We start from the raw sequence: 26519 nt of genomic DNA, 5'->3' as shown, positions 1-26519 counted from the left end.
TTTGCCCAAAGGCCCGGTTTTATTGACTTTGAAGTCAGCCGCCCCGCACTGGAAATTCCTGCGGCCCTGCCTGTTTCTCGTAGCCGCTGCCGCAGGCTGCGCACGAGCGCGCGGCGATTGCAGGAAAGGCCCAGCCGGCCGAGCCTTGTCGCAGCCTCGCTGGCTCGGCAGCGGAGAGGATCATGGGTTGCTCGTACCCTGCGCCGCGGCGCCCTCGAGCTTGCGCCACAGCAGGCGCACGTTGGCCTTGCGCACCAGGGCGCAGCGGTACAGGCGGATTTCCAGCGGCACGTGCCACTGTGCGCCGCCGCACACCACCAGTTCGCCCCGGGCCAGCTCGGCGCGCACACTCAACTGGGGCACCCAGGCGATGCCCAGGCCCTCCAGGGCCATGCTCTTGAGGCTATCGGCCATAGCGGTTTCGTAGACGGTGGTGAAACGCAGGTTGCGCTGGCGCAGCAGCAGATTGACCGAACGTCCGAGGAAGGCCCCGGCGCTGTAGGCCAGCAGCGGCACGCTGGACTCGCCCTCCAGGTCGAACAGCGGCTTGCCCTGGGGGTCGGCGGCGCAAACCGGAAGCATCTCGGTGTGCCCCAGGTGCAGCGAAGGGAAGATTTCCGAATCCATCTGCAGGGCCGCGTCCGGGTCATAGAAGGCCAGCATCAGGTCGCAGCCGCCTTCACGCAGGGCATGCACTGCATCACCGACGTTGGTCGCCACCAACCGGGTGGCGATATTCAGGCCCTCGTTGCGCAGCTGTGCGATCCAGCGTGGAAAGAACCCCAGGGCCAGGGAGTGGGCCGCCGCGACTTGCATCACCTCGCCCTGCCCGCCCTCCAGGTGGTGCAAATGGCGCACTACCTCACCGAGCTGCTCGACCACGGTCCGCGCCGTCACCAGGAACAGCTGCCCGGCCGCCGTCAGCTCCACCGGTGTGCGCGAACGATTGACCAAGGTCAGGCCCAGGGCGGCCTCCAGGCTACGGATCCGCCGGCTGAAGGCCGGCTGGGTCACGAAGCGACGTTCGGCGGCCTGCGAGAAGCTGCGGGTGGCGGCCAGGGCACTGAAGTCCTCGAGCCATTTGCTTTCCAGATTCATCACGTCCTCCCGGACACGCACCATTTTAGGTCACACGCTTGCCGGCAACGCGGCGTCACACGGGCATTATGCCGAATATGCATAGGCCAGTGTTTAACAGCATTGGCCCAAAATTTCCCTTAGCCCTAGGATTCGCAGCGCTCCCGGCACTGACCGGGTCCCTACCGAGATGATTTCCGTCATGTCCTCCGCTGCATCTTTCCGCACAGAAAAAGATCTGCTTGGCGTACTCGAAGTACCGGCTCAAGCGTATTACGGCATCCAGACCCTGCGAGCGGTAAACAACTTCCGCCTCTCGGGCGTTCCGATCTCGCATTACCCAAAACTGGTCGTGGCCCTGGCGATGGTCAAGCAGGCAGCTGCCGACGCCAACCGCGAACTCGGTCACCTGAGCGAGGTCAAGCACGCGGCCATCAGCGAGGCTTGCGCCCGCCTGATCCGCGGCGATTTCCACGAAGAGTTCGTGGTGGACATGATCCAGGGCGGCGCTGGCACTTCGACCAACATGAATGCCAACGAAGTCATCGCCAACATCGCGCTGGAGGCCATGGGCCACAGCAAGGGCGAATACCAGTACCTGCACCCGAACAACGACGTGAACATGGCGCAGTCGACCAACGACGCCTACCCGACCGCGATCCGCCTGGGTCTGCTGCTGGGTCACGACGCGCTGCTGGCCAGCCTCGACAGCCTGATCCAGTCGTTCGCCGCCAAGGGTGAAGAGTTCAGCCACGTCCTGAAGATGGGCCGTACCCAGCTGCAAGACGCCGTGCCGATGACCCTCGGCCAGGAGTTCCACGCCTTCGCCACCACCCTGGGTGAAGACCTGGCCCGCCTGAAGACCCTGGCGCCGGAAGTGCTGACCGAAGTCAACCTGGGCGGCACCGCCATCGGCACCGGCATCAACGCCGACCCGCGCTACCAGAACCTGGCCGTGCAACGCCTGGCCACCATCAGCGGCCAGCCGCTGGTCCCGGCCGCCGACCTGATCGAAGCCACCTCCGACATGGGCGCCTTCGTGCTGTTCTCCGGCATGCTCAAGCGCACCGCGGTCAAGCTGTCGAAGATCTGCAACGACCTGCGCCTGCTGTCCAGCGGCCCGCGTACCGGTATCAACGAGATCAACCTGCCAGCGCGCCAGCCCGGCAGCTCGATCATGCCCGGCAAGGTCAACCCGGTTATCCCGGAAGCGGTCAACCAGGTGGCGTTCCAGATCATCGGCAACGACCTGGCCCTGACCATCGCGGCCGAAGGCGGCCAGCTGCAACTGAACGTGATGGAGCCGCTGATCGCCTTCAAGATCTTCGACTCGATCCGCCTGTTGCAACGCGCCATGGACATGCTGCGCGAGCACTGCATCACCGGCATCACCGCCAACGAAACCCGTTGCCGCGAGCTGGTTGAGCACTCCATCGGCCTGGTCACCGCGCTGAACCCGTACATCGGCTACGAGAACGCCACCCGTATCGCCCGCATCGCCCTGGAAAGCGGCCGCGGCGTGCTGGAACTGGTTCGCGAAGAAGGCCTGCTGGACGACGCCATGCTCGACGACATCCTGCGTCCGGAAAACATGATTGCCCCGCGCCTGGTTCCGCTGAAGGCGTAACCGACGCGACACCGAAACATGCAACACCGCTCACCAGGTTGAGGGACTAGACACCTCTCACCTTTTGAGGGCCTGGAGATTCGTCTCCAGGCCCTTTTTTTTGGTTCTTCACGGAATTGGGAAAGACAGAAACAAGAACGTCTATTTTTCAGCGCCGACCCTTTATGGAGCACCGTGATAGCACTGAAGCCGTGCACATCTTCGTTTTATGACGGACACAGCGCTGCCCCAATGCAGCCCAGCATCGAAGCGGATTCGCTTTGTTTTGTAGGGTAAATCCGAGAGAATCCCCCACGCCTTTGAGCGCCTTGTACCCCTCTTACCGATCAGGCAGCCTCCCTGAGCCGCTGCAAAATCAGCGGCCCGGATGTGGAAGTTCGGATCTGAGTAAGCATGAGCGCTTATGGGCATAGCTCGACGCTTTGTCGTCGGCATCGCTTTATGGCGGTTGTGCGCGGGACACCTTCGGGTGTGCTGGGTTACTCAGTCCCGGTCTTCCACACCCTCGCACAACTGCCACCCCTCATGTGGAAGTGAGCTCGGCAGTCCGTTTATTACTGAGTGAGTGACCATCATGAAAAAGCTCGTCCCCGATCCACCTTTGCCAACCGATCATCCGCGCCGCGACCCAGAGCTGGACTGCGCCAACGCTAACCTGCTGGCCGCCTTGCACGGCACCCGCCATCGCCCCTTCGGCCTGTGCGATGGCCAGGACCGCCCGCTGTTCGCCGTGCAACCCCAAGTAAATGCCGAAGAAGCGCTGGTGCACGTCTCGCTGCTGCTCAAATGCGCCGAAGAGGTGTCCGATGAAATCACCGAACGGGCCAGCGGCATCGAACGCGGACTGATCTGGTCCATGGTGCATTCCGTGGAAATGGCCCGCGCCGTAGTGGACGCCCTGCTCGACGGCGCCCGCCCAGGCCCTTGACCTGGCGGGTGGCAACGGCATCGCCCGCAGCTAGAACCTGTGGCGAGGGGGCTTGCTCCCTCGCCACGTACAAAACACTCGGCCTGAGCTCCAGCAACGGTGGATAATCCCCCCTCAACCGCCAGCCACCCCCGAGGCAGCACAGTCGATGGACCCGACACACACCCAGGCCCTGCAACAGCTACGCGCCCTGCTCCCCATCGGCCTGCGTCACGCCCAAGCCCTGCTCGCACGCTGCGCAGGCCACCCTCAACGAGCCGCCGAGCTCTACAAGTCCGAGCTGTTGCAGGTGCTGGTGGACAAGTCCGGGCTGTCCGCCGAACAAGCCCGGGAATACCTGCATAGCGCCGAATACGACCTGAACCGCGCCCTGCACGCTATAGAAGAAGCGCGCTTCACCCTGACCCAGCGCATCCTGCGCAAGCACCGGCGCAACCCGGGCCAGGCCGTGGGACTGATCGCCCAGGCCATCGAAACCGCCCAGGCGTTGCCCCGCCAGTACTGGCTGGACTTCGACCAGCTGGCGCAACTACCTCCAGCACTACGCTGCTTCATGGTGCTCCACGAGTGGCTGGCCTACGAAAGCTGGGAAGGCTTCGACAGCGCCCTGCACTTCCACCTGCCCGAAGCCCTCGCCCAATTCCGCCAGCTACGACAACACGCCCTGGCCGACACCCTCGAGCAGGCCGGCCAGCGCCAAGACCAGCTACGCGCCGCATACACGCCTGCAACGGCCCCGACCGAACTGGCGAACCTGATCAACCAGGACCCAGGGTTCCGAACCTGCCAGGACGCCTATCGCCAACTCCTGCCCCAGCTGGACGAACGCCTGGTGCAATGGGTGGAAGAACACCTCGAACAATTCCCGACCTGAGCCGCACCCATGGACATGGAACGGTTGCTGAGCCGCAGTTCGCTCCCACTTGCTTCGACGAGCAACCGGAGTCCTGACAAGCGCTAGGATAAAATCGGCAAAAAATCGTGAAAAACCGAATAACAAGCTCCTTTTGTCGGCTTTTCCAATTTGGCATGACAATCGATCATGACCGTTCGGTCAGCCGCCAGAGAGCCCTCGCCCGGGCTTGCGCAGACCAGGCAAAGCCCGCCGCGACAAGAACCGATTCAGCCTCCCGCCTCCTGCCGTTCCTCGGTTCGGCGCGCTATATGCAGACGGCAGGCCCGCGCACCGGTATAGTGCGCCCCCTCTTCCCCTGGGCTGTCGCCGGTAGCGCGGCTCAAACCCATGGGAAACCCGAACTAATAACAACCCGCGAATAGAGAACCGGGACGAACATTCGCCCCACCGCTTTGCCGTGCGTGCAATGAGCGGTGTGACAAATTGTTTCTGCCCATTCTGCGTTTGCCTACACAAAAAACAGCGAGGAATACTCCATGCTCGAAGTCATCAACGACTTCCTCTCAGGGAAAGTGCTGATCGTGCTCATTGTCGGGCTCGGCGGCTACTTCACGATCCGCTCGCGTTTCGTTCAACTGCGCCACTTCCTCCATATGTTCGCGGTGTTCCGCGATAGCCTGAAAAGCAGCGGCGGCCAGCTCAGCTCATTCCAGGCGCTGATGCTCAGCCTCGCCGGCCGGGTCGGCGCAGGCAACATCGCAGGCGTCGGCATCGCCGTGACCCTGGGTGGTCCGGGCGCCGTGTTCTGGATGTGGGTGACCGCACTGGTGGGCATGTCCAGCAGCTTCTTCGAATGCACCCTGGCCCAGGTCTACAAGCGCGCCGACGGCGACGGCCTGTACCGCGGCGGCCCGGCCTATTACATCCAGCACGGCCTGAAGTTCAAAGGCATGGCAGTGGTGTTCTCCATCCTGCTGCTGGTCACCTACGGCTTCGCCTTCATCGGCCTGCAGTCCTACACAGTGACGCACTCGCTGCAGGACGCCTTCGCCTTCGACCCAAGCCACACCGGCATCGTCCTGGCGCTGCTGCTGGCCATCACCTTCATCGGCGGCATCAAGCGCATCGCCGCGGTGTCCGACCTGCTGGTTCCGATCAAGACCCTGGCCTACATCGCCGTGACCCTGTATGTGATCGGCACCCAGATCGAACACGTGCCGGCCATGCTGGCGACCATCATCAAGAGCGCCTTCGGCCTCGACCCGGCCTTCGGCGGCCTGCTCGGCAGCGCCATCGTCATGGGCGTGAAGCGTGGCGTGTTCGCCAACGAAGCGGGCCTGGGCAGTGCGCCGAACGTCGCCGCCGTGGCCGCCGTGAAGCACCCGGGCGCCCAGGGCGTGGTCCAGGCCTTCAGCGTGTTCCTCGACACCTTCGTGATCTGCACCTGCACCGCGCTGCTGATCCTGCTGTCGGGCTTCTACACCCCGGGCTTCGAAGGCGACGGCATCGTCCTGACCCAGAACTCGCTGGCCGCCGTGGTCGGTGACTGGGGTCGCCTGTTCGTCAGCGTCGCGCTGTCGCTGTTCGTCTTCACCTGCATCCTCTACAACTACTACCTGGGCGAAAACAGCCTGCAGTTCCTCTCCCGCAACCGCACTGTACTGATGCTGTTCCGCGGCCTGGTGCTGGCGCTGGTGATATGGGGTTCGATGCAGGACCTTTCGACCGTGTTCGCCTTCGCCGACATCACCATGACCTGCCTGGCCTTCGTCAACCTGGTGGCCCTGGCCCTGCTGTTCAAGGTCGGCCTGCGCGTGATGCGCGACTACGACGAGCAGCGCCGCGCCGGCGTCGACCAGCCTGTGTTCGACTCGCGCAAATTCGCCGATCTGGACCTGGACCTGAAGGCCTGGCCCGCCGAACCCGCGGCCACCGCCCAGGCCGAGCCGCAAGGCGTGCCCACAGCGCAACGCTGACGGGTCAACGATGGGCGCATCCTCTGCACCCGTCGATTACAGTTCGATAAATGTGCGAGCGGGTTTGCCCGCTCCCACAGGAACTCACCGTTTCGGAGAACCCCATGCACCCTTCGACCCACCCTGCCGCCCAGCACGTCATGGTGCTCTACACCGGTGGCACCATCGGCATGCAGGCCAGCGCCGACGGCCTGGCCCCGGCGTCCGGCTTCGAAGCCCGGATGCGCGACTACCTCGACACCCGTCCCGACCTGCCGGTACCGGCCTGGCGCTTTCGCGAAATGGCGCCGCTGATCGACAGCGCCAACATGACCCCCGAGTACTGGCAGCGCCTGCGCGAAGCGGTGGTCGAGGCCGTCGAGAGCGAGGGCTGCGACAGCGTGCTGATCCTGCATGGCACCGACACCCTGGCCTACAGCGCCGCGGCCATGAGCTTCCAGTTGCTGGGCCTGCCGGCACGGGTGCTGTTCACCGGTTCGATGCTGCCGGCCGGCGTGCCCGACAGCGATGCCTGGGAAAACCTCAGCGGTGCGCTGCTGGCCCTCGGCCGTGGCCTGGCACCCGGCGTACACCTGTACTTCCATGGCGAGCTGTTGGCGCCGACCCGCTGCGCGAAGATCCGCAGCTTCGGTCGACACCCGTTCGCCGCCTTGCGACGCAAGGGTGGCGGCACCCAGGTCGAGGCCATCCCGCCAAGCCTGGACTACCGCCAGGCCCGCCAGCCGGCCAAGGTCGGCGTGTTGCCGCTGTTCCCCGGCATCGGCGCCGAAGTGCTCGATGGCGTGCTCGCCAGCGGCATCCAGGGCCTGGTGCTGGAATGCTTCGGCAGCGGCACCGGTCCCAGCGACAACCCGGCGTTCCTGGCCAGCCTCAAGCGCGCCCGGGACCAGGACATCGTGGTGGTGGCCGTGACCCAGTGCCATGAGGGCGGGGTCGAGCTGGACATCTACGAGGCCGGCAGCCGCCTGCGCGGGGTGGGCGTGTTGTCGGGCGGCGGCATGACCCGCGAGGCCGCCTTCGGCAAGCTCGATGCCCTGCTGGGCGCCGGATTGCCGGCCGCCGAGGTACGGCGCCTGGTCGAACTGGACCTGTGTGGCGAGCTGAGCTGAAGCTCAGGCTCCGGAGCCGGTAGCGACTGCGCTAGCTGCCGGCTCGACGACGAACAGAGGGTGGCGGCCAGGTTACTTCTTGACCGGGTAATCCTGGCCCCAGACCCGCACCGAGCTCGAACTCTCGATCGGTCCTTCGAACACGAACTTCTGCCGCACTGCCGCCTTGGCCGGGATGGTGACTTCATCCGGGTTGTCGAGGCTGACAGTCAGGTTGTTGGCGTAACCGTCCTGGTCGATCGCCAGCAGGGCACCGGTCTGCTTGAGGTTGATCAGCCGCAACTGGCTGTCGCTGCTGTTCTTGAAACCCAGGGTAACGTTGAAGCTGTCGCCGACGGCTTCGGTCTTCAATACCTGGACATCGACGCGACCCTTCATTTGCTCACGGGAGGAAATGATCGAGGCACCGTCGACGCCTTGCGCCGATTGGCGACCATCGAGCACGCCTTCGCTGACGCCACCCAAGAGGTTCTTGCCTGCCGAAATGGCTGACGAGACGGCTGACTTGGCAGAATCCTTGAGGGTGCTTTCGCTGCCTGGCCCAGCCTCGGCCAGACACAGCGAACTCAGGAGCAAGCCGGACACCAGGAGCAGGGAACGCGCAGGAGTGAGGGTCATACATAGTCCTTTATCGAGGTTGCTGCACCGCCACCTCTGGCGGTGAATGGCAGGCAGGTTGCACCAATCAAAGCACCAAGTCACTAACCACGCACCCCCCGAAATGCCCCATGCCGCTGGCAGGCAAACGGCAGGTCCTGGCGTGGGCGGCATGCAACTTGCTCCGGTCAAGGGTCTTTCCCAGGCCGGAATCTGCGCATGCTGCATTCGCACCTCACCACCCTCAATGCGGTTTCCCTGATCCTCAACACCTTCAAGGACCAGGGTCAGGGCAGCGACGCGTTGTTGGCCGGCAGCGGTATAAACCCCGCCGACCTGAGCCGCGCCGATACCCGCATCACCACCAGCCAGGAGATGCTGGTGTGCGCCAATGCCGTGGCCTTGCAGCGCGATATCGGTCTGGAGCTGGGCCGGCGCATGCACGTGTCGTCCTACGGCATGCTCGGCTACGCCCTGCTCACCAGTGCCACCTTAGGTGACGCTTTGCGCCTGGCGCTGCGCTATCCGGCGCTGATGGGAACACTTTTCGAGCTAACCCTGGAAGCCGACGGCCCGCGTATCTGGCTGACGGCCGCCGACTATCGCGAATGCCCGGCCCTGGCCGCGTTCAACACCGAGTTCTGCCTGGCCTCGATGAAGGTCATCTGCGACGACCTGCTGGGGCATCCGCTGCCGCTGATCGGCGCGCGCTTCGACTACCCCGCACCGGACTACCAGGCACGCTATCGCGAGCGTTTCGACTGCCCCCTAGAGTTCGATGCCGCCAGCAATGCCTTTGCCTTCGACCGCCACTGGCTCGACCAGCCGCTGCCCCTGGCGGACGTGATCACCCACCAGGCCATGGCCGAGCGCTGCCGCAAGCAGAACACCGAGTTCACCGGACGCCAGGCCTGGCTCGGGCGCATCCGCCAGCTGCTGGCAGCACAGTTGGACGCCGCTCCCGGCCTGGACGGGCTGGCCCAGCAGATGAACTGCTCGGCCCGGACCCTGCGCCGACACCTCAAGGAGCTGGGTTGCAGCTACCAGGAACTGCTCGACGAACTGCGCTTCGAGCGGGCCAAGCAGATGCTCTGCCAGGACCAGTTGCCGATCTACCGCATCGCCGAGGCCCTGGGCTTCAGCGAGACCGCGAGCTTTCGCCATGCCTTCATCCGCTGGAGCGGCGTGGCGCCGAGCCAGTTCCGGCCCTGAGACAAACCCCGGCATGAAGGCGCCAATTGCATTACATTGCCGGCCTTTCATACCGGCAAGGGACGGCAGCGTTGAATCTATCCACAAGCAGCACCGCCAGGCATATCGGCCTTCGTCGAATTGGCCTGGCGCTGCTGATGCTCGCCGCAGCACCCGTCGCCCAGGCATTCGACCTGGCGAAATTCAAGTGGTGGGAGATGTCCAGCCACTTCGCCCTCGACGAGCCGGAAACCGCCACCGACCACAGCGAGTACCCCGGCCTGCTCAACGACATCGCCTACCGGGCCAATTGAAGGTCGCAGCGCCCCTGGACAACATCCCCCAGGGCCGGGCCATCGAAGGTTATCGGTTGTATTGCGGCATGCGCCTGCAACGCCAGATGAGCATCCCGCCCCGGGTACTGCAGCGCCTGGGCCTGCAATCTGCCAACCCACAGGCGTGCCAGGGTTTCTGGCCGTTGGTGGCCGCCGTGGGCCAGCGCTGCGAGAAAAAGGGCTATGCCCTGCTGCTGGAGGCCATCGCCCGGAAAAAACGCGAGGACATGCTCCAGGTCCTGCAACGCTTTGCGCCGCCACCGCCGGCAGACTGAAGCCACTGGCGCCCCGCAATGGGGCGCCACGCCCCTTCAAGGGGCGAATTGCGGTCATGCAATCTGGCCATATCGATCCTCTTTTGGCCGTTCCTGCCGTTCTCCGAAACCCCGCCTCCCGCAAGACTGTGAGCCACCGAATCAGCCTGCGGAGAACAAGAAAATGCTGACGATCTACTCGGACGATCACCATCTGCACCACGGCCGTTGCGAACTGATAGACGGGCAACTGATGCCCTGCTTCGAAATGCCCTCCCGGGCCGACCACGTGCTGGACCGAGTGAAGTACCGCAACCTGGGGCCGGTGGAGGCGCCCAAGGACTTCGGCCTGGAGCCGATCCAGCGCGTCCACAGCCGCGAGTACCTGGAGTTCTTCAAGGGCGCCTGGGAGCGCTGGGCAGCCAAGGGCATCGACGGCGACCTGCTGCCCTACACCTGGCCGGCGCGCACCCTGCGCAGCGTGATCCCCAGCAGCCTGCACGGCCAGCTCGGCTACTACAGCTTCGACGGCGGCGCGCCGATCACCGCCGGCACCTGGCAAGCAGCCTATAGCGCGGCCCAGGTCGCCCTGACCGCCCAGGCGGTGATCCAGCGCGGCGCCCATAGCGCCTTCGCCCTGTGCCGGCCACCGGGACACCACGCCGCCAGCGACCTGATGGGCGGCTACTGCTACCTGAACAATGCCGCCATCGCCGCCCAGGCCTTCCTCGACCAGGGCCATGGCAAGGTGGCGATCCTCGATGTCGACTACCACCATGGCAACGGCACCCAGTCGATCTTCTACGAGCGCAACGACGTGCTCTTCACCTCGATCCACGGCCATCCGGAAGCCGAGTTCCCGTTCTTCCTGGGCTATGCCGACGAGTGCGGCGAAGGCGCTGGTGAAGGCTACAACTTCAACTACCCGCTGGCCGCCGGTAGCGGCTGGGACGCCTGGAGTGCGGCGCTGGAGCGGGCCTGCGGGGAAATCGAGCGCTACGGTGCCGATGTCATCGTGGTCTCCCTGGGGGTCGACACCTTCAAGGAAGACCCGATCTCGCAGTTCAAGCTCGACAGCCCGGACTACCTGGCCATGGGCAAGCGCATCGCCGCCCTCGGCAAACCGACGCTGTTCGTCATGGAAGGCGGTTATGCCGTCGCGGAAATCGGCATCAACGCCGTGAACGTACTCGAAGGCTTCCAGAGCGCCCAGTAAGGAACCCGCAACATGCCAAGACTCCAACGCCTCATTGCTCCCGCCCTGTGCGCCTGCCTGCTGGGCACCGCCGCTCACGCCGAGGAACGCACCCTGCGGGTGTACAACTGGTTCGACTACATCACCCCCAAGGCCCTGGAAGATTTCAAGGCCCAGAACAGCCAGGTCAAGCTGGTGTACGACATCTTCGATACCAACGAAGCCCTGGAGGCCAAGCTGCTCACCGGCAACTCCGGGTATGACGTGGTAGTGCCGTCCAACGTGTTCCTGGCCAAGCAGATCGAGGCCGGGGTGTTCCAGCCCCTGGACCGCAGCAAGCTGCCCAACTGGAACCACCTGGACCCCAAGCTGATGCAGCTGATCGAGGCCAACGACCCGGGCAACCGCTTCGCCGTGCCCTACATGTACGGCACCATCCTGATCGGCTTCAACCCGGACAAGGTCAAGGCGGCCCTGGGCGAGCAGGCACCGGTGGACAGCTGGGACCTGATCTTCAAGGAGGAGAACATCAGCAAGCTCAAGCAGTGCGGCGTGGCGCTGCTGGATTCGCCGTCGGAGATCCTGCCCCTGGCCCTGCAGCACCTGGGCCTGGACCCCAACAGCCATAAGCCGGCGGACTACGAGAAGGCCGAGGCCCTGCTGCTGAAGATTCGCCCGTACATCACCTACTTCCACTCGTCCAAGTACATGGCCGATATCGCCAACGGTGACATCTGCGTGGCGGTGGGCTACTCGGGCAGCTTCTCCCAGGCCGCCAACCGCGCCCGGGAAGCCAAGAACGGCGTGACCGTGGACATGCGCCTGCCCAAGGAGGGAGCGCCGATCTGGTTCGACATGCTGGCGATCCCCAAGGGCGCGAAGAACCCGGAAGACGCCTACACCTTCATCAACTACTTGCTGCAACCCCAGGTGATTGCCCCGGTCAGCGATTTCGTCGGGTATCCGAACCCGAACAAGGACGCCACCGACAAGGTCGACCCGGCGATTCGCAACAACCCCAACCTCTACCCCACCGCGGCAGCCATGAACACCCTCTACACGCTCCGGCCGCTGCCCCGTGATGCCGAGCGGGCGCGGACCCGGGCCTGGACCAAGATCAAGGCCGGGACCTGATCGCTACCCCTGTGGCTTGCTCGCAGCGGATTGCGCAGCAAGCCAAGGCCGGCTAGCCGCTTGTGCCTGACACCCCGCGAGAACCGATTCACGAGTGCTACGCAGCCGTACGGGAGCAAGCGCGCTCGCCACCACCCGCCATCAGCAGCCAGTCAGGCCCTGGGGCGCCCGTTCCTCGGCGAAGAACCAGGGCCGCAACCGTACCCCCACGCCATTGCCGATGAACGCCGCCACCAGCCACAACCAGCCGTGCAGGCTGCCGGAGGCGATGCCACTGAAATAGGCGCCGATGTTGCAGCCATAGGCCAGGCGCGAGCCGTAGCCCAGCAGCAAGCCGCCGATCACCGCCGCCACCAGCGACCGGGCGGGAATCTTCAGGCTCGGGGCAAAGCGTCCCGCCAGGCCGGCAGCCAGCAAGGCCCCCAGGACGATGCCGATGTCCATGACGCTGGTGATGTCTTGCCATACCGGGGCCGCCAGGGCCTTGGCATTCGCCGCGCCTTGCCAGAACACCCACTGGCTGACATCCAGGCCCAGCCCGCCAGCGAGCTTGGCTCCCCACAGGGCGAATGCCGAAGTGATGCCCCACGGCCGCCCGGCCAGGGCCAGGGTGGCGAAGTTCAGCAGAGCCAGGGCCACCGCGCCCCAGACCAGCGGCCAAGGGCCGCGCAGCAGGCGCCGCCAGCCTTGGTGCGTACTGCCCACGGGCGCTTCGAGGCTGCCATGGCGGCGTTTTTCCAGGACCTGGGTCAGCATCGCGATCAGGGCGAACAGGCACAGGCTCAAGCCCAGGGCCGGGCCCACGCCGAAGCTCTGGACGATGGAGATCGGCGGCAGCGAAGGCAGGGCGAACCACCAGTCCACATGATGGGTGGCGATCAGCGAGCCGCAGATGAAGAACACCAGGGTCACCAGCATCCGCGCATTGCCGCCACCGACGGTGAACAGGGTACCGGACGCGCAACCGCCGCCCAGCTGCATGCCGATGCCGAAGATGAAGGCCCCGAAGATCACCGATACCCCGGCCGGCGCCACCAGCCCGGTCACCGGCTGGCCGAACAGCGTGCCGGCACCCAGGGCCGGGAAGAACAGCAGCGCCGCCAGCGCCAGCATCACCATCTGCGCGCGCAGGCCCGCGCCACGCCGGTCGCGGATGAACACCCGCCAGGCCGAGGTGAAGCCGAACGCCGCGTGGTAAAGGACCAGGCCCAGGGCCGCCCCCAGGAGCAACAGCAATACCTGGCGCGCGCCCACCTCCACTTGCAGGAACAGGGCGCCGGCCACCAGGAGCAGCAAGGCGAACAACGGCGCACTGAACTTGCGTTCAGGCGCCAGGGAAAGGGACTGGCTCATAGGGGGTCTCGAAAGGGAAATGCCCGGAAGTATACCCGTCAAACCCGCCAGGCCCGGCGCAGGCGCGCCACGGCGGCGCGGATCTCGGCCTCCGGCACCGCCGCGAACCCCAGCACCAGGCCGGCCCGCTGGTCCTCGGGCGTTACGCTGTCGGGCAGCCAGTAGCGGCTCAGGGCGCTGACCTCGACATCGACGCCGGCGGCCTGGGCCTGCAGTTCCTGCTCCCGGGCCAGGCTGTCGACGCGCACCGTCAGGTGCAGCCCTGCGCTCACCCCGGGCAGCGGCCCGACCCCGTCGATGGCCTCGGGCCAGGCTTCGAGCAGGGTATTGCGCCGGCTCAGGGCCGCGCGCCGCATGCGTCGGATATGCCGCTGGAAATGCCCGGCGGCCATGAACTCGGCCATCACCGCTTGGGTACTGACTTCCGAATGGCGCATTTCCACTGCCCGCAGCCGCACACACGCCTGTACCAGGTGCGGCGGCAACACCAGGTAACCCAGGCGCAGCGCCGGAAAGGCCACCTTGCCGAAGGTGCCGACATAGATCACCCGCCCCTGGCGATCCAGGGCCGCCAGGGGCGCCAGGGGTGCACCGCTGTAGCGGTACTCGCCGTCGTAGTCGTCCTCGACCACCCAACCCTGGGTCCGCTCGGCCCAGGCCAGCAACTCCAGGCGCCGGGCCAGGCTCATGACCACCCCGGTGGGGTACTGGTGGGCCGGCGTGACATAGGCCACACGGCAATTCTGCAGTCGTTCCAGCTGGCGGCAATCGATGCCCTCCTGGTCCACTGCCACGCCGTGCAGTTGCGCACCGGCCATGGCGAAGGCGTGGCCGGCGGCGCGGTAGCCCGGGTTTTCCACAGCCACGGGGTCGCCGGGCTCCACCAGCAGTTGTGCACAAAGGCTGATGCCCTGTTGCGCGCCACTGGTGATCACAATTTGTTCAGCCGTGCATTGCAGGCCCCGGGTACTGCGCAGGTAGGCGGCGATCATGCTGCGCAGGCGCGCCTCGCCAGCCGAATCGCCATAGCACAGGTGGCGCAACTCTGGCTTGCGCCAGAAAGCCGCATTCAGCTTGGCCCAGACCTCGAACGGGAACAGGTCGAAGGCCGGCACGCCGACCCTGAACGCTCGGGGCGGACCGCTGGGATGGGTGCTCAGATGATGTTTTTGCAGGCGCTGCAAAGTGCTGTTTGAGACCAATCCACTGGATGTAACCACAGGTAAATCGACGGATTTTGTGGATAAGTCTGTGGGTAAGTCTGTTGAAAAGCCTGTGGATTGTTTTGTGGATAATTTCTTGGCCGGCAATCGGGTTTGCGGCAACTGGGCCACGTAGGTGCCGTCGCCGACCCGTGCTTCGATGAAGCCCTCGGCATACAGCTGGTCGTAGGCCCGGACCACGCTGTTGCGCGAGAGGCCCAGGGCGCTGGCCAGTTCACGGCTGGCCGGCAAGCGCGTACCGCCAGCCAGGCGCCCGTCCAGCACCCGCTGGCTCAGGGCCTGGTAGAGCTGGCGGCTGAGGCCCTGGCGGCGGTCCAGCACGATGCCGGCAGGGTTGAAGGACAGCGGAGGCAAGGCACTGTTCATTGGCACGCACCCAGGGAATTGGACCCATGAAATAGAACGGAAATGGCTCTTACCATGAACCATTGGCCTGCCTAGGATGCAGCCAATCGCCAAGGATTTTCCACATGTACCTACCTCGCGCTTTCGCTGACCAAGACCTCTCCCGCCTGCACCAGGTAATCCATGACGGCCGCCTGGCCACCCTGGTGACCTGCGGTGCCCTGGGCCTGCAGGCCAGCCACCTGCCGCTGCTGCTGGAGGCCGGCCAAGGAGCCAATGGCACCCTCTATGGCCACCTGGCCAAGGCCAATCCGCAGTGCGCGGAGCTGGCCGCCGGTGCCGAAGCGCTGGTGATCTTCGAAGGCGGCGATGCCTACGTCAGCCCGTCGTTCTATCCGAGCAAGGCCGAGCACGGCAAGGTGGTCCCGACCTGGAACTACGTGGCGGTGCATGCCTACGGCCAGGCCGAGGTGTTCCACGACCCGCAGCGCCTGCTCAAGCTGGTCGGGGCCCTCACCGAGCGCCACGAAGCTGGCCGCCAGCAACCCTGGAAGGTCGAGGACGCCCCCGCCGACTATATCGACGGCATGCTCAAGGCCATCGTCGGTTTCGCCCTGCCGATCCAGCGCCTGGAAGGCAAGCGCAAGCTCAGCCAGAACCGTGACGCCCGGGACATGGCCGGGGTCCGCGAGGGCCTGGCGGCCAGCGCCGACCTGCGCGACCAGCAGCTGTCCCAGCTGATGCGCTAATACTTCAACAATCAAGGAGCCTTCATGAGCCAGATCCAGATCCGCCCCGTCACCGCCGCCGACCACGCCGCCTGGCTGCCCCTGTGGCAAGCCTACCTGCGGTTCTACGAGACCGAACTGGCGGATGCCGTGACCCAGAGCACCTGGCAGCGCTTCCTGGATGCCAGCGAGCCGACCCATGCCGCCCTGGCCTGGGAGGGCGTACGCGCCGTGGGCCTGGTGCATTTCATCTACCATCGCTCCAACTGGAGCATCGAGAACGCCTGCTACCTGCAAGACTTGTTGGTGACTCCAGAACAGCGCGGTACCGGGGTCGGTCGCAAGCTGATCGAGTTCGTCTACGCCCAGGCCAGGCAGGACGGCTGCGCCAAGGTCCACTGGCTGACCCACGAAACCAACGCCACGGCCATCCAGCTCTACGAGCGCATCGCCGAGCGCCCGGGCTTCATCCAGTTCCGCAAACCTCTGTGAACCTGCCCAGGAGCCATTGAATGTCGACTTCCCTCACCGATTGGCAAGGCGTCCCCGTGCCTTCGGCCACCCTCTTGCAAGGGCGCTTCATCCGCCTGGAGAAACTCGATCCGGCGCGCCATGGCGATGAGCTGTTCCAGGCCTTGCAAGGCCCGGACGCCGACCCTGTGCTCTGGGACTTCCTGCCCTACGGCCCCTACCCCGAGCGCCCGGCCTTCGACGCCTGGCTGGCGGGCCATGGACGAAGCAGCGACCCGTACTTCTTCACCGTGATCGATCTCGCCACAGGCCAGGCCCAAGGGGTGCTCAGCCTGATGTCCATCGTCCCGGCCCACGGCCGCATCGAGATCGGCCACGTGACCTTCGGCGCACCGATGCAGCGCTCGCCCAAGAGCACCGAGGCGGTGTACCTGCTGGCCCGGGAGGCCTTCGCCATGGGTTACCGGCGCCTGGAATGGAAGTGCAACAATGCCAACGCCCGCTCGCGCTATGCCGCGGAGCGGTTGGGGTTCAGTTTTGAAGGGGTGTTTCGCCAGCATATGGTGGCCAAGGGGCAGAACCGCGACACCGCCTGGTTCTCGATCCTCGATTCGGAATGGCCGGCCATCGCCCGGGGCTTCGAGCTGTGGCTTGGCGATGAGAACCAGAGCGGTGCGGGGCAGGTGAAAGGCTTGGCGGAGTGCCGGGGGGTAATCCCTGGGGCAGGCGGGGTTTGAGCTGACGCCATCGCGGGCAAGCCTCGCTCCTACAGAACCGTGTCGTACGCAACATTAAGGTTCGACGCAAACCTGCAGGCGCGAGCGGGCGGCGATCCGACTTGCCCGCGAGGCTTTTTCAGGCCAGCTGCCGCGCCAGCACGGCAATGTGTTCCGGCCCGATGCCGCAGCAGCCGCCCAGATGGCTGGCGCCGCGTTGCTTCCAGTCGATCGCCCACTGCAGGTAGCCCGGTGGGTCGAGGTCTTCGCGCAGCGGGCAGAGGCCATCGTTGGCCGTGGCCTCCTTGGGCTGCGGCGGGAAAGCGTTGGCATAGGCGCCGATATGGATCTGTGCCCCCAGCCGCTCGAAGGTGGCCCGCGCCGCATCGATCGCCGCACCTACCACTTCCGGCTGGCTGCAATTGAACAACAGGGTCTGTACTCCCAGTTCCGCGGCCACCGCCGCCGCTTCCGCCACCGGCTCGCCGGAGCGCAGGCGTGGCACCTCGTCGGGGTTCTCATCGTGCAGGGTGAACGACAGCCAGAAAGGCTTGCCGTCCCTGGGCAGGCCGGCATGGATCGCCCGGGCCTCGGCCGTGGAACTCTGGGTTTCCGCCAGCCACAGGTCGACATGCGGGGCCAGGCCGTTGACCAGCGGCGCCAGCACTTCGGCGGCACGGCCGGCCTCGAACAGGTCCGGCCGATAGGAACCGAACAGCGGCGGCAAGGAACCGGCGACCCGTACCGGCTTGCCGGAAGCCTGTACCGCACGCCGCGCCAGCTCACCGGCCAATGCCGCCAGGGCCTGCCCCTCTGCGGCAAAGCGCTCCTCGCCGATGTGGAACGGCACCACCGCATAGCTGTTGCTGGTAATCACATCGGCACCGCTCTCGATGTACGCCGCATGCACCGCTTCCACCGCCTGCGGCGCCTCGCTCAGCGCTAGCGCCGACCATTCGGGCTGGCGAAACGGCGCCCCCCGACGTTGCAACTCACGCCCCATGCCGCCATCCAGAATTACCCTGCTGCCTGTGCTCATATGCTTTTCACTCATATTCTTATGAAAATAACTCACTACCTGAGCCGTTCTTATAACTATTTAATACGCACCATTCAGTTAATAACAACCTTTTTTCCGCTCGGTATCGCCCATGACCTTCAAACCTCTACTGGCCCTTGGCCTGACGATTCTCGCTGCCTCCAGCCAGGCTTTCGCCGGCGCTACGTTGGACCGTATCGAGCAGAAGAAAGAGCTGGTGGGGGTGTTGATGGAAAGCTACCCGCCCTTCTCCTTCCTCAATGAGCAGAACCAGCTGGACGGCTTCGACGTCGAGGTGGCCAAGGCCGTGGCCGACAAGCTCGGGGTCAGGCTGCGCCTGGAGACACCCTCCTGGGACGTGATCGCCGCCGGCCACTGGAGCGGGCGTTATGACATTTGCATCTGCTCCATGACCCCGAGCAAGGCCCGCGCCGAAGTCTTCGACTTCCCGGTGCAGTACTACGCCTCGCCGGCGGTGATAGTGGTCAATGCCAAGGACCAAAGCATCCACGGCGCCAAGGACCTTAGCCACAAGAAGGTCGGCCTGACCGCCGCCTCCAGCTACGAGGGCTACCTGAACAAGAACCTGGTGATCGAAGGCGCCGAGGACACCCAGCTGCAATACCCCTTCGAGCAGGTGCAGATCGCCCCCTACGACACCGACAACGTGGCTTTCCAGGACCTTGGCCTGGGCCCCGGCGTGCGCCTGGATGCGATTCTCACCAACTTGGTCACCGCCCAGCCGCGCCTGAACCAGGACCCACGCTTCAAGCTGGCCGGCGAACCGCTGTACGCCGAGCCCAACGCGGTGGCCATCGAGAAAGGCGACGCACAGTGGCATGCCAAGGTGCGTGAGGTCTTCGCCCAGCTCAAGCAGGACGGCACCCTGAGCCGGCTCTCGCAGAAATGGATCGGTGCCGATATCAGCCAATGACTGCCTATACGCCCCCACCGCCCCCCGTGGTCGAATCCCGGCTCAGGCGCCTACTGGGCTTTCGCGCCCGCCTGTACCTGACCTGGGCGGCAATGCTGGGGTTGTTCGCCAGCTTCTTTCTCGGCTTCGAACTGAAGTTTTCGATCATCCTCGACAAGCTGCCCAACCTGATCGGTCTGCACCTGTCTCCCAGCGGCTTTCTCCAGGGCGCGGCGCTGACCCTGTTCCTCTGCGCCTGCTCGATAGTCGCTTCGTCGCTGCTGGGTTTTGCCACGGCTCTGGCGCGTTTGTCTGCGAGCGCTGTGGGCTTCGGCATCGCCAGCTTCTACGCCTCGTTCTTTCGCGGCACGCCGTTGCTGATCCAGATCCTGTTGATCTACCTCGGCCTGCCGCAGCTGGGGGTGGTGCCGGGCGCCATTACCGCGGGCATCATCGCCCTGTCGCTGAACTACGGTGCCTACCTCAGCGAGATCTTTCGCGCCGGCATCCTCGGCGTGCCCCTGGGCCAGCGCCAGGCCGCATTGGCCCTGGGCATGAATGAACGGGTGATCTTCTGGCAGGTGACTCTGCCCCAGGCCATGCGCAGCATAGTTCCACCGGCCACCAACCAGTTCATCTCGATGCTCAAGGACTCATCGCTGGTCTCGGTGATGGGGGTCTGGGAGGTGATGTTTCTCGCTCAGTCCTATGGCCGCTCCAGCTACCGCTACATCGAGATGCTCAGTACCGCGGCGCTGATCTACTGGCTGCTGTCGATCGGCCTGGAGCTGATCCAGGCGCAGTTGGAAAAGCACTACGGCAAGGGCTACGCCCGGCGCGGCTGAGGGTCAGTCGCGCGGCGGCGCTGCCGGGCCGCGCTCCAGTTCGTCGAGCCATGAACGGGCGCGGCTGGCCTTCTGCACCCTGGCCACCCCCATCTGCAGGCCGAAGGGCTTGAACACCGCATTCAGCGACTTGAGCGTCGGATTGCCGTCGTCGTGCTCGATATGCACCAGGGTCCGCAGGGACATTTTGCACATGCGGGCAAACTGGCTCTGGTGCAGGCCGGTGACTTCGGTGCGCAGGCGCCGCACCGCATCGCCCAGGGACAGGCGACCGGCGGCCAGCTCCTGCTGGATATCGTCGATCAGCGCACCCCGTTGTTCCAGGCTCATGTTCATCGCAAGCCCCACTCCTTCAGGCGTTGGTCCAGATGGCGCAGGTGAATGCGCGGATGGTTCAGGGTCACGGCGGGCAGGCCGCCAGCGCTCAGCAGGTCCGGCAGGGCCCGCAGGCGCTCGGCATCCTCGCGCAGCCGGCTCAGGGCGGCCTCGGGATCGGTCAGCGGTTTCAGGCTGGCGCAGACCAGGCGCCAGTCCACATCCCCCGCCACTTCCATGCGCCCGGGCCATTTGAGAGTGCGGGTGATGCCTTGCGCGTCCATGACCCTAGGCGCCAGGTCGTAGATCGGCGCCAAGCGCACAGCGTTGTCGCCGCGCACCACCGCGATGCTGCGCCCGTGGTTATCCGGGTTGCCGAGGATCTTGTTCAGCAGATCACGCCGCAGATAGTCCGCCACCAGTTCGGGGATCGCGGCTTCCTGGCCTGCGGCACGCCACACATCGGCAAGGATGCCCAGCACCTCGGTATGGCGCATGCCCTGGCCATGTCCCACCAGCCCGGCCAAGGAATAGATCGACTCCAGTGCCAGCCGCTCGACCCCTGCCGTCGTCACCCGACGATCGAAGCGCTGCATCCACAGGCTCGGCTTATCGGCCTCTTCCAGGGCCAGGCCCTGGGCCGGCACCGTGTCGATACCGAGCTGCTGCAGGGCCCGGTAATAGTGGAACTCGCTTCTGAGGATATCGCCGTCGTGCTCTGTAGCCGGGTTACGCGGCAGTTTCACCCGCCAATGGGCAACTGCCGCGCCATCGTCCATCAACACATCGGGGTAGAACAGGCCGTCACGCCCCTGAGTCAGCAGCAGATCGTTCGCAGCACCGCCCAGGGCCACGCGCTGCTCGTGGGCGTACTCGAGGAAGCGATTGTCGAACTGGCTCACCTGATCGCGGGAGAAGCCCCGCAGCGGACGCCGGCCCAGAGCCGCCAGCGACTCCTTGATCCGCAGATTGCCAAGCGGCGCAGCGCTGCAACGGGCCAGCAGGAACAGCTCGGCACCCACGCCATCCGGTCGCTCGTGGCCGATCTGGTCGAGGGCAAAACGGGCTGCCGCACCACTGGGGGCCAGGTCGTAGAGAAAGGCCGGGGCCCGCTCTTCCCGCCATGGTTCCCAGCCCAGCGGCACCTGTGCACTGACGGATCGCGCCAGCGGGCTGGCCACGGCATCGAGGTTGTGCACCAGGTACTGCTGCACATAACCGAAGTGGCAGGGACTGGCGAAACCTGCTTCAGGCCGCTCGAAAGCCAGGGTCATGGCGTCGTTCCATGCCCCTGCGTGGTGGAGTTGTAAGGTCAGCCGCAGCACCGAAACACCTGCACTTTAATGCACATATTGATAATAGCTATTTTGATTTATGCATTTTAATGCATGAATTACCAATATTAACCAGCTTAAATGTAGTAAAAAGCATTTTGCTTTTCACCCGAAAACCGCTCGGAACGCCGCCATTCGAGCCTTCATCGCCCCGGAGCACAGGCAAAAAAAGGAGGGCCGTAGCCCCCCCGAGGTAAACAGTTGCCGCTGAGGAGCTGAACTCAGCCCTCGATCTCGATCAGGATTTCGCCCGGGTTGACCCGGTCGCCCTTGGCCACGTGAATCGCCACGACCTTGCCGGCGATGGCCGCCTGGACTTCGGTCTCCATCTTCATGGCTTCGGTGATCAGCACGGCCTGGCCGGCCTTGACCACGTCGCCTTCCTTGACCAGTACATCGACGATATTGCCCGGCATGGTGGTGCTGACATGGCCCGGCGCGCTGGCTGGCTTGCGCTTGCTGCTGCCGCCGCCGACGAACTCGTTGAGCGGCTCGAACACCACTTCTTCCGGCATGCCGTCGATGGACAGGTAGAAGTGGCGCTTGCCTTCGGCCTTGACGCCGACACCGGTGATGTCGACACGGTAGGTCTCGCCGTGGACGTCGATGACGAACTCGGTCGGCACGCCCTCGCCGCCCGGCTTGCTGACGCCGCCCGCTTCAGGAATCGGCAGCAGCACTTCGGGAACCAGAGTGCCGGCCTCGCGCTCTTCGAGGAACTTGCGCCCGATGTCCGGGAACATGGCGTAGGTCAGCACGTCTTCCTCGGACTTGGCCAACGCGCCGATCTCGCCGCGCAGCTTGGTCATTTCCGGCTTCAGCAGGTCGGCCGGGCGCACGTCGATCACCTCTTCGCTGCCGATGGCCTGGCGCCGCAGTTTCTCGTCCACCTCGCCCGGGGCCTTGCCGTAGCCGCCTTGCAGGTACAGCTTCACTTCGTTGGTGATGGTCTTGTAGCGTTCGCCAGCCAGCACGTTGAAGAACGCCTGGGTGCCGACGATCTGCGACGTCGGGGTCACCAGCGGCGGGTAGCCCAGGTCGTGACGGACCCGCGGGATCTCCGCCAGCACTTCGTTCATGCGGTTGAGGGCGCCCTGCTCCTTGAGCTGGTTGGCCAGGTTGGAAATCATCCCGCCCGGCACTTGGTTGACCTGCACCCGGGTGTCCACCGCGGTGAACTCGCTTTCGAACTGGTGGTACTTCTTGCGCACGGCGTAGAAGTACAGGCCGATCTCCTGCAGCAGCTCCAGATCCAGGCCGGTGTCGAACTCGCTGCCCTTGAGGGCCGCGACCATGGACTCGGTGCCCGGGTGGCTGGTGCCCCAGGCGAAGCTGGAGATCGCGGTGTCGATATGGTCGGCGCCGTTTTCCACCGCCTTGAGCTGGCACATGGCGGCCAGGCCGGCGGTGTCGTGGGAATGGATGAACACCGGCAGCGACTGCTCGGCCTTCAGCGCCTTGACCAGCTCGCCAGTGGCGAACGGCGTCAGCAGGCCAGCCATGTCCTTGATCGCCACCGAGTCGCAACCCATGGCTTCCATCTGCTTGGCCTGGGCCACGAAGGCCTCGATGGTGTGCACCGGGCTGGTGGTGTAGGCGATGGTGCCCTGGGCGTGCTTGCCGGCGGCCTTCACCGCTTCGATGGCCACGCGCAGGTTACGCACGTCGTTCATGGCGTCGAAGATGCGGAACACGTCGATGCCGTTGACCGCCGCCTTGGCCACGAAGGCCTTGACCACGTCGTCGCTGTAGTGGCGGTAGCCCAGCAGGTTCTGGCCGCGCAGGAGCATTTGCAGGCGAGTGTTGGGCAACGCTGCGCGCAGCTGGCGCAGGCGCTCCCACGGGTCTTCCTTGAGGAAGCGCACGCAGGCGTCGAAAGTCGCGCCGCCCCAGACTTCCAGCGACCAGTAGCCGACTTTGTCGAGCTTGTCGCAGATCGGCAGCATGTCTTCGGTGCGCATGCGGGTAGCCAGCAAGGACTGGTGGGCGTCACGCAGGATGGTGTCGGTAACAAAGATCTTCTTGGACATTCTTATCTCCTCTTAGCAACAAGCTTCAGGCTGCAAGCTCCAAGACAAAGCCGGTCTGCTTTGTCCTGTCGCTTGTGGCTCGCAGCTTGCGGCTGCATTCATAGGCCTGCGTGGGCGGCGATGGCGGCAGCGATGGCCAGGGCCAGCTCTTCGGGTTTGCGCTTGATCGAGTAGTTGGTCAGTTCCGGGTGGCTTTCGACGAAGCTGGTGTTGAACTGGCCGCTACGGAACTCCGGATTGCGCAGGATTTCCTGGTAGTACGCCGCGGTGGTCTTGACCCCCTGCAGGCGCATGTCGTCCAGGGCACGCAGGCCGCGGTCCATGGCTTCTTCCCAGGTCAGTGCCCAGACCACCAGCTTCAGGCACATGGAGTCGTAGAACGGCGGAATGGTGTAGCCGGTGTAGATCGCCGTGTCGGTGCGCACGCCCGGGCCACCGGGGGCGTAGTAGCGGGTGATCTTGCCGAAGCTGGGCAGGAAGTTGTTCTTCGGGTCTTCGGCGTTGATCCGGAACTGCAACGCGTAGCCTCGGTGGTGGATGTCTTCCTGCTTGACCGAAAGCGGCAGGCCCGAGGCGATGCGGATCTGCTCGCGGACGATGTCGATGCCGGTGATTTCCTCGGTGATGGTGTGTTCCACCTGCACCCGGGTGTTCATCTCCATGAAGTACACCTCGCCATCGGCGAGCAGGAACTCGACGGTGCCGGCGTTCTCGTAGTTCACCGCCTTGGCCGCGCGCACCGCCAGGTCGCCGATGTAGGCGCGCTGCTCGGGGGTCAGCTGCGGGCTCGGGGCGATCTCGATGAGTTTCTGGTTGCGGCGCTGGATCGAGCAGTCGCGCTCGAACAGGTGGACCACGTTGCCGAAGCTGTCACCAAGGATCTGCGCCTCGATGTGCTTGGGATTGACGATGCATTTCTCCAGGAACACTTCCGCCGAGCCAAAGGCCTTGGTGGCCTCGGAGATCACCCGGGGGAAGTTCTGTTCCAGTTCCTCGCGGCTGTTGCAGCGGCGGATACCACGGCCGCCGCCACCGGAGGTGGCCTTGAGCATCACCGGATAACCGATGCGGTCGCCTTCACGCAGGGCTTCGTGGATATCGGCGACGTTGCCCTCGGTGCCCGGGGTCACCGGTACGCCGGCCTGGATCATGCTGCGACGGGCTTCGGTCTTGTCACCCATGCGCCGGATCACATCCGCGGCCGGGCCTATGAACTTGATTCCACGTTCGGCGCAGATGTCCGCCAGTTCGGCGTTTTCCGAAAGGAAGCCGTAGCCAGGATGCAAGGCATCGCAGCCGGTCTCCACCGCCAGGTTCACCAGCTTGCGCGGATTGAGGTAGCCGGCCAGGGGCTCGGCACCGATGCTGTGGGCTTCATCCGCGCGCTTGACGTGCAGCGCATGGCGATCGGCGTCGGAGAAGATCGCCACCGAACGGATGCCCATCTCGGCGCAGGCACGCACGATTCGCACGGCAATCTCACCACGGTTGGCAATCAGGATCTTTTTTATCACTTGGAGGTACCCTTGAGCCGTTGGAACAAACGACCCGCTAGACCGAGTCGGCGCGTGACCAAATGTTTCAAGCCAGTCGCAGCGACACACTAGCTCCGCGAAGGGATTAACAAAAATCAATAATTATTGGGATAACCATAAGTAAAGACTTATAGTTTTGCCTCCAGCCCCGGCTCGAGCCCTTGAAGCATGCGTAAATCCTTGATGCGCCTGACATTGCGCCAGCTGCAAATCTTCAACGAAGTCTGCGATCTACGCTCCTACAGCCGGGCCGCCGAGGAGATGTCCCTGACCCAGCCTGCGGTCAGCCTGCAGATCCGCCAGCTCGAGGAACTGATCGGCCAGCCGCTGTTCGACTATGTCGGCAAGAAGCTCTACATGACCGAAGCCGCCGAAGCCCTGCAACGGGCCAGCCGGGACATCTTCGGGCGCCTGGAGAACCTCGACATGCAGCTCTCCGACATGCAGGGCTCGCTGCAAGGCCAGCTCAAGCTGGCGGTGGAGTCCAGCGCCAAGTACTTCGTGCCGCACCTGTTCGCCGCCTTCAAGCGCCAGCACCCGGAAGTCCACCTGCAACTGACCGTGGTCAACCGCGCCCAGGTGATCCGCCGCCTTTCCGACAACCGCGACGACCTGGTGATCATGTCCATGGTGCCCCAGGACATGGAGCTGGAATTCCTGCCATTCCTGAACAACCCGATCGTCGCCGTGGCGCCCCCGGACCACCCCCTGAGCCACATGGGAGCCCTGCGCCTGCAAGACCTGGAACCCTACACCCTGGTACTGCGCGAGCAGGGCTCGGGCACCCGCCTGGCCTGCGAGGAGTACTTCAAGGAGAAGCGCGTGCACTTCACCCAGATCCTCGAAGTGTCGTCGGCAGAAGCGCAACGCGAGTGCGTCCGGGCAGGCCTGGGCGTGGCCTTGTTGACGCGCCACGCCCTGAACCTTGAGTTGGCGACCGGCGGCTTGATCGAATTGCCGGTCGAAGAGCTGCCATTGCTGCGCAGCTGGTGCCTGGTACAGGCCAAGGCCAAGCGCCTGTCACCGGTAGCGCATGCGTTCCTGGGATTCATCCGCAGCGAACGAGTGCAGATCAGCGGGCTGGTTGAGCGGTTTGACGGGAAGCTGCCGGAGCGGCCTGCCAGTAATTGACGGCATCCTGCTCGGGGTAGTCGTTGATCTCCTGTTGCAGGCGCCGCAGTTCGAAGCGGTGCTCGATCGCACGGCGAAATTCCATGCGGCGCTGGTCTTCCTGCTGACGACGGGTCTTGACTGCGCTGTTGCTCTCTTCGTAAGGCCGGGCCATTTCGAGTCTCCCAATGCGAGTACGGAAGCGTCACGATGCGCCAAGCCGATGACAGTTGTACGTCACTGGAGTAACAGAACGATGAAGCTTGCAGCGTCCGACAAGCGG

Annotated in this window: 26 protein-coding genes; 16 read left to right on the top strand and 10 right to left on the bottom strand. The window is 64.8% G+C overall.

Annotated elements, in window-relative coordinates; all coding sequences use genetic code 11:
- Positions 1-180: 180 nt before the first annotated feature.
- A complete protein-coding gene (locus H7A76_RS01105; protein WP_185696830.1) occupies positions 181-1098 on the bottom strand; it encodes a LysR substrate-binding domain-containing protein in 918 nt (305 codons plus the stop codon).
- A gap of 181 nt (positions 1099-1279) precedes the next feature.
- Here H7A76_RS01105 and aspA point away from each other — a divergent pair, with 181 nt between their 5' ends.
- The 5 genes from aspA (at position 1280) to H7A76_RS01080 (ending at position 7573) form a co-directional block, all read left to right on the top strand.
- Positions 1280-2704 (top strand): aspartate ammonia-lyase, encoded by a 1425-nt coding sequence (aspA, locus tag H7A76_RS01100; protein WP_185696829.1) that lies wholly within the window; start codon positions 1280-1282, stop codon positions 2702-2704.
- Between the two features lie 574 nt (positions 2705-3278).
- Positions 3279-3632, top strand: a complete 354-nt coding sequence (locus tag H7A76_RS01095) for a DUF6124 family protein (protein WP_185696828.1) — start codon at positions 3279-3281, stop codon at positions 3630-3632.
- A 148-nt stretch (positions 3633-3780) separates the two neighbouring features.
- The gene (locus H7A76_RS01090) at positions 3781-4506 is read left to right on the top strand and encodes a hypothetical protein (protein WP_185696827.1); all 726 of its coding nucleotides are present in this window, start codon (positions 3781-3783) and stop codon (positions 4504-4506) included.
- Between the two features lie 518 nt (positions 4507-5024).
- On the top strand, positions 5025-6464 hold the full coding sequence (locus H7A76_RS01085) for an alanine/glycine:cation symporter family protein (protein ID WP_185696826.1): 1440 nt from the start codon (positions 5025-5027) through the stop codon (positions 6462-6464).
- Positions 6465-6568: 104 nt separating this feature from the next.
- Positions 6569-7573, top strand: coding sequence for an asparaginase (locus H7A76_RS01080; protein WP_185696825.1), 1005 nt, complete (start codon positions 6569-6571; stop codon positions 7571-7573).
- Positions 7574-7645: 72 nt separating this feature from the next.
- Here H7A76_RS01080 and H7A76_RS01075 read toward each other — a convergent pair whose 3' ends face one another.
- Positions 7646-8191, bottom strand: coding sequence for a hypothetical protein (locus H7A76_RS01075; protein WP_260497888.1), 546 nt, complete (start codon positions 8189-8191; stop codon positions 7646-7648).
- A gap of 198 nt (positions 8192-8389) precedes the next feature.
- On the opposite strand from H7A76_RS01075, the gene H7A76_RS01070 reads away from it, so the two are divergent.
- The 5 genes from H7A76_RS01070 to H7A76_RS01055 all read left to right on the top strand — a co-directional run bounded on the left by H7A76_RS01070 (position 8390) and on the right by H7A76_RS01055 (position 12279).
- Entirely contained in the window at positions 8390-9382 is a 993-nt protein-coding gene (locus tag H7A76_RS01070; RefSeq protein WP_185696823.1) for an AraC family transcriptional regulator, read from the top strand.
- A gap of 71 nt (positions 9383-9453) precedes the next feature.
- Positions 9454-9675, top strand: a complete 222-nt coding sequence (locus tag H7A76_RS32670) for a hypothetical protein (RefSeq protein WP_260497887.1) — start codon at positions 9454-9456, stop codon at positions 9673-9675.
- Positions 9672-9971, top strand: coding sequence for a hypothetical protein (locus H7A76_RS32665; protein ID WP_260497886.1), 300 nt, complete (start codon positions 9672-9674; stop codon positions 9969-9971). Before H7A76_RS32670 ends, H7A76_RS32665 begins: the two co-directional genes overlap by 4 nt.
- Before the next feature lie 163 nt (positions 9972-10134).
- Positions 10135-11166, top strand: coding sequence for a histone deacetylase family protein (locus tag H7A76_RS01060; RefSeq protein WP_185696822.1), 1032 nt, complete (start codon positions 10135-10137; stop codon positions 11164-11166).
- A 12-nt stretch (positions 11167-11178) separates the two neighbouring features.
- Positions 11179-12279, top strand: coding sequence for a polyamine ABC transporter substrate-binding protein (locus tag H7A76_RS01055; protein ID WP_185696821.1), 1101 nt, complete (start codon positions 11179-11181; stop codon positions 12277-12279).
- Between the two features lie 141 nt (positions 12280-12420).
- Here the strand turns inward: H7A76_RS01055 and H7A76_RS01050 are convergent, their stop codons facing one another.
- Together H7A76_RS01050 and H7A76_RS01045 are read right to left on the bottom strand one after the other, a co-directional pair.
- Entirely contained in the window at positions 12421-13632 is a 1212-nt protein-coding gene (locus tag H7A76_RS01050) for a YeeE/YedE family protein (protein ID WP_185696820.1), read from the bottom strand.
- A 38-nt stretch (positions 13633-13670) separates the two neighbouring features.
- Positions 13671-15221, bottom strand: a complete 1551-nt coding sequence (locus H7A76_RS01045; protein WP_185696819.1) for a PLP-dependent aminotransferase family protein — start codon at positions 15219-15221, stop codon at positions 13671-13673.
- Between the two features lie 104 nt (positions 15222-15325).
- On the opposite strand from H7A76_RS01045, the gene H7A76_RS01040 reads away from it, so the two are divergent.
- From H7A76_RS01040 to H7A76_RS01030, 3 genes are read left to right on the top strand one after another with little or no spacing between them, the layout of a single operon-like run.
- Positions 15326-15949, top strand: a complete 624-nt coding sequence (locus H7A76_RS01040) for an FMN-binding negative transcriptional regulator (RefSeq protein WP_185696818.1) — start codon at positions 15326-15328, stop codon at positions 15947-15949.
- Between the two features lie 24 nt (positions 15950-15973).
- Complete coding sequence (locus tag H7A76_RS01035) at positions 15974-16420, top strand: GNAT family N-acetyltransferase (protein WP_185696817.1); 447 nt, start codon at positions 15974-15976, stop codon at positions 16418-16420.
- Between the two features lie 20 nt (positions 16421-16440).
- Entirely contained in the window at positions 16441-17136 is a 696-nt protein-coding gene (locus H7A76_RS01030; protein WP_185696816.1) for a GNAT family N-acetyltransferase, read from the top strand.
- A 118-nt stretch (positions 17137-17254) separates the two neighbouring features.
- On the opposite strand, the gene H7A76_RS01025 is transcribed toward H7A76_RS01030, so the two are convergent.
- Entirely contained in the window at positions 17255-18154 is a 900-nt protein-coding gene (locus H7A76_RS01025) for a homocysteine S-methyltransferase family protein (protein ID WP_185696815.1), read from the bottom strand.
- A gap of 112 nt (positions 18155-18266) precedes the next feature.
- Here H7A76_RS01025 and H7A76_RS01020 point away from each other — a divergent pair, with 112 nt between their 5' ends.
- Both H7A76_RS01020 and H7A76_RS01015 read left to right on the top strand, forming a co-directional pair.
- Positions 18267-19088 carry an ABC transporter substrate-binding protein gene (locus H7A76_RS01020; protein WP_185696814.1) on the top strand — a complete coding sequence of 274 codons (822 nt, stop codon included), beginning with the start codon at positions 18267-18269 and terminating at the stop codon, positions 19086-19088.
- Entirely contained in the window at positions 19085-19912 is an 828-nt protein-coding gene (locus H7A76_RS01015; RefSeq protein ID WP_185696813.1) for an amino acid ABC transporter permease, read from the top strand. Before H7A76_RS01020 ends, H7A76_RS01015 begins: the two co-directional genes overlap by 4 nt.
- A 3-nt stretch (positions 19913-19915) precedes the next feature.
- On the opposite strand, the gene H7A76_RS01010 is transcribed toward H7A76_RS01015, so the two are convergent.
- From H7A76_RS01010 to H7A76_RS00995, 4 genes are all read right to left on the bottom strand, one after another.
- Positions 19916-20248, bottom strand: coding sequence for a helix-turn-helix transcriptional regulator (locus H7A76_RS01010; protein WP_185696812.1), 333 nt, complete (start codon positions 20246-20248; stop codon positions 19916-19918).
- Positions 20245-21501: a HipA domain-containing protein gene (locus H7A76_RS01005; protein WP_185696811.1), complete on the bottom strand. Its 1257-nt coding sequence runs from the start codon at positions 21499-21501 to the stop codon at positions 20245-20247. Before H7A76_RS01005 ends, H7A76_RS01010 begins: the two co-directional genes overlap by 4 nt.
- A gap of 281 nt (positions 21502-21782) precedes the next feature.
- Positions 21783-23591 carry a sodium-extruding oxaloacetate decarboxylase subunit alpha gene (oadA, locus tag H7A76_RS01000; protein ID WP_185696810.1) on the bottom strand — a complete coding sequence of 603 codons (1809 nt, stop codon included), beginning with the start codon at positions 23589-23591 and terminating at the stop codon, positions 21783-21785.
- A 98-nt stretch (positions 23592-23689) separates the two neighbouring features.
- Positions 23690-25105, bottom strand: coding sequence for an acetyl-CoA carboxylase biotin carboxylase subunit (locus H7A76_RS00995; RefSeq protein ID WP_185696809.1), 1416 nt, complete (start codon positions 25103-25105; stop codon positions 23690-23692).
- A 189-nt stretch (positions 25106-25294) separates the two neighbouring features.
- On the opposite strand from H7A76_RS00995, the gene H7A76_RS00990 reads away from it, so the two are divergent.
- Positions 25295-26257 carry a LysR family transcriptional regulator gene (locus H7A76_RS00990; RefSeq protein ID WP_185696808.1) on the top strand — a complete coding sequence of 321 codons (963 nt, stop codon included), beginning with the start codon at positions 25295-25297 and terminating at the stop codon, positions 26255-26257.
- Here the strand turns inward: H7A76_RS00990 and H7A76_RS00985 are convergent.
- Complete coding sequence (locus H7A76_RS00985) at positions 26199-26411, bottom strand: PA3496 family putative envelope integrity protein (protein ID WP_053133504.1); 213 nt, start codon at positions 26409-26411, stop codon at positions 26199-26201. The two genes, H7A76_RS00990 and H7A76_RS00985, sit on opposite strands and share 59 nt — an antisense overlap.
- Positions 26412-26519: the final 108 nt, after the last annotated feature.

The organism is Pseudomonas sp. MSSRFD41 (genome assembly GCF_014230245.1).
GTDB lineage: Bacteria > Pseudomonadota > Gammaproteobacteria > Pseudomonadales > Pseudomonadaceae > Aquipseudomonas > Aquipseudomonas piscis.
Note: the sequence above shows the minus strand (reverse complement) of the source record. Positions and strands in the feature narration are given on the sequence as shown.

What these genes read in the sequence shown, in the direction of transcription:
- H7A76_RS01020 (WP_185696814.1), top strand. Translation starts at nt 18,267, where the DNA reads ATGACCTTCAAACCTCTACTGGCCCTTGGCCTGACGATTCTCGCTGCC.
- H7A76_RS01035 (WP_185696817.1), top strand. Translation starts at nt 15,974, where the DNA reads ATGAGCCAGATCCAGATCCGCCCCGTCACCGCCGCCGACCACGCCGCC.
- H7A76_RS01070 (WP_185696823.1), top strand. Translation starts at nt 8,390, where the DNA reads ATGCTGCATTCGCACCTCACCACCCTCAATGCGGTTTCCCTGATCCTC.
- H7A76_RS01025 (WP_185696815.1), bottom strand. Translation starts at nt 18,154, where the DNA reads ATGAGCACAGGCAGCAGGGTAATTCTGGATGGCGGCATGGGGCGTGAG.
- H7A76_RS01040 (WP_185696818.1), top strand. Translation starts at nt 15,326, where the DNA reads ATGTACCTACCTCGCGCTTTCGCTGACCAAGACCTCTCCCGCCTGCAC.
- H7A76_RS00985 (WP_053133504.1), bottom strand. Translation starts at nt 26,411, where the DNA reads ATGGCCCGGCCTTACGAAGAGAGCAACAGCGCAGTCAAGACCCGTCGT.
- H7A76_RS00990 (WP_185696808.1), top strand. Translation starts at nt 25,295, where the DNA reads ATGCGTAAATCCTTGATGCGCCTGACATTGCGCCAGCTGCAAATCTTC.
- H7A76_RS01045 (WP_185696819.1), bottom strand. Translation starts at nt 15,221, where the DNA reads ATGAACAGTGCCTTGCCTCCGCTGTCCTTCAACCCTGCCGGCATCGTG.
- H7A76_RS01080 (WP_185696825.1), top strand. Translation starts at nt 6,569, where the DNA reads ATGCACCCTTCGACCCACCCTGCCGCCCAGCACGTCATGGTGCTCTAC.
- H7A76_RS01085 (WP_185696826.1), top strand. Translation starts at nt 5,025, where the DNA reads ATGCTCGAAGTCATCAACGACTTCCTCTCAGGGAAAGTGCTGATCGTG.
- H7A76_RS01005 (WP_185696811.1), bottom strand. Translation starts at nt 21,501, where the DNA reads ATGACCCTGGCTTTCGAGCGGCCTGAAGCAGGTTTCGCCAGTCCCTGC.
- H7A76_RS01030 (WP_185696816.1), top strand. Translation starts at nt 16,441, where the DNA reads ATGTCGACTTCCCTCACCGATTGGCAAGGCGTCCCCGTGCCTTCGGCC.
- H7A76_RS01060 (WP_185696822.1), top strand. Translation starts at nt 10,135, where the DNA reads ATGCTGACGATCTACTCGGACGATCACCATCTGCACCACGGCCGTTGC.
- H7A76_RS01075 (WP_260497888.1), bottom strand. Translation starts at nt 8,191, where the DNA reads ATGACCCTCACTCCTGCGCGTTCCCTGCTCCTGGTGTCCGGCTTGCTC.
- H7A76_RS01055 (WP_185696821.1), top strand. Translation starts at nt 11,179, where the DNA reads ATGCCAAGACTCCAACGCCTCATTGCTCCCGCCCTGTGCGCCTGCCTG.
- H7A76_RS01095 (WP_185696828.1), top strand. Translation starts at nt 3,279, where the DNA reads ATGAAAAAGCTCGTCCCCGATCCACCTTTGCCAACCGATCATCCGCGC.
- H7A76_RS01015 (WP_185696813.1), top strand. Translation starts at nt 19,085, where the DNA reads ATGACTGCCTATACGCCCCCACCGCCCCCCGTGGTCGAATCCCGGCTC.
- H7A76_RS01105 (WP_185696830.1), bottom strand. Translation starts at nt 1,098, where the DNA reads ATGAATCTGGAAAGCAAATGGCTCGAGGACTTCAGTGCCCTGGCCGCC.
- aspA (WP_185696829.1), top strand. Translation starts at nt 1,280, where the DNA reads ATGTCCTCCGCTGCATCTTTCCGCACAGAAAAAGATCTGCTTGGCGTA.
- H7A76_RS01010 (WP_185696812.1), bottom strand. Translation starts at nt 20,248, where the DNA reads ATGAACATGAGCCTGGAACAACGGGGTGCGCTGATCGACGATATCCAG.
- H7A76_RS01050 (WP_185696820.1), bottom strand. Translation starts at nt 13,632, where the DNA reads ATGAGCCAGTCCCTTTCCCTGGCGCCTGAACGCAAGTTCAGTGCGCCG.
- oadA (WP_185696810.1), bottom strand. Translation starts at nt 23,591, where the DNA reads ATGTCCAAGAAGATCTTTGTTACCGACACCATCCTGCGTGACGCCCAC.
- H7A76_RS01090 (WP_185696827.1), top strand. Translation starts at nt 3,781, where the DNA reads ATGGACCCGACACACACCCAGGCCCTGCAACAGCTACGCGCCCTGCTC.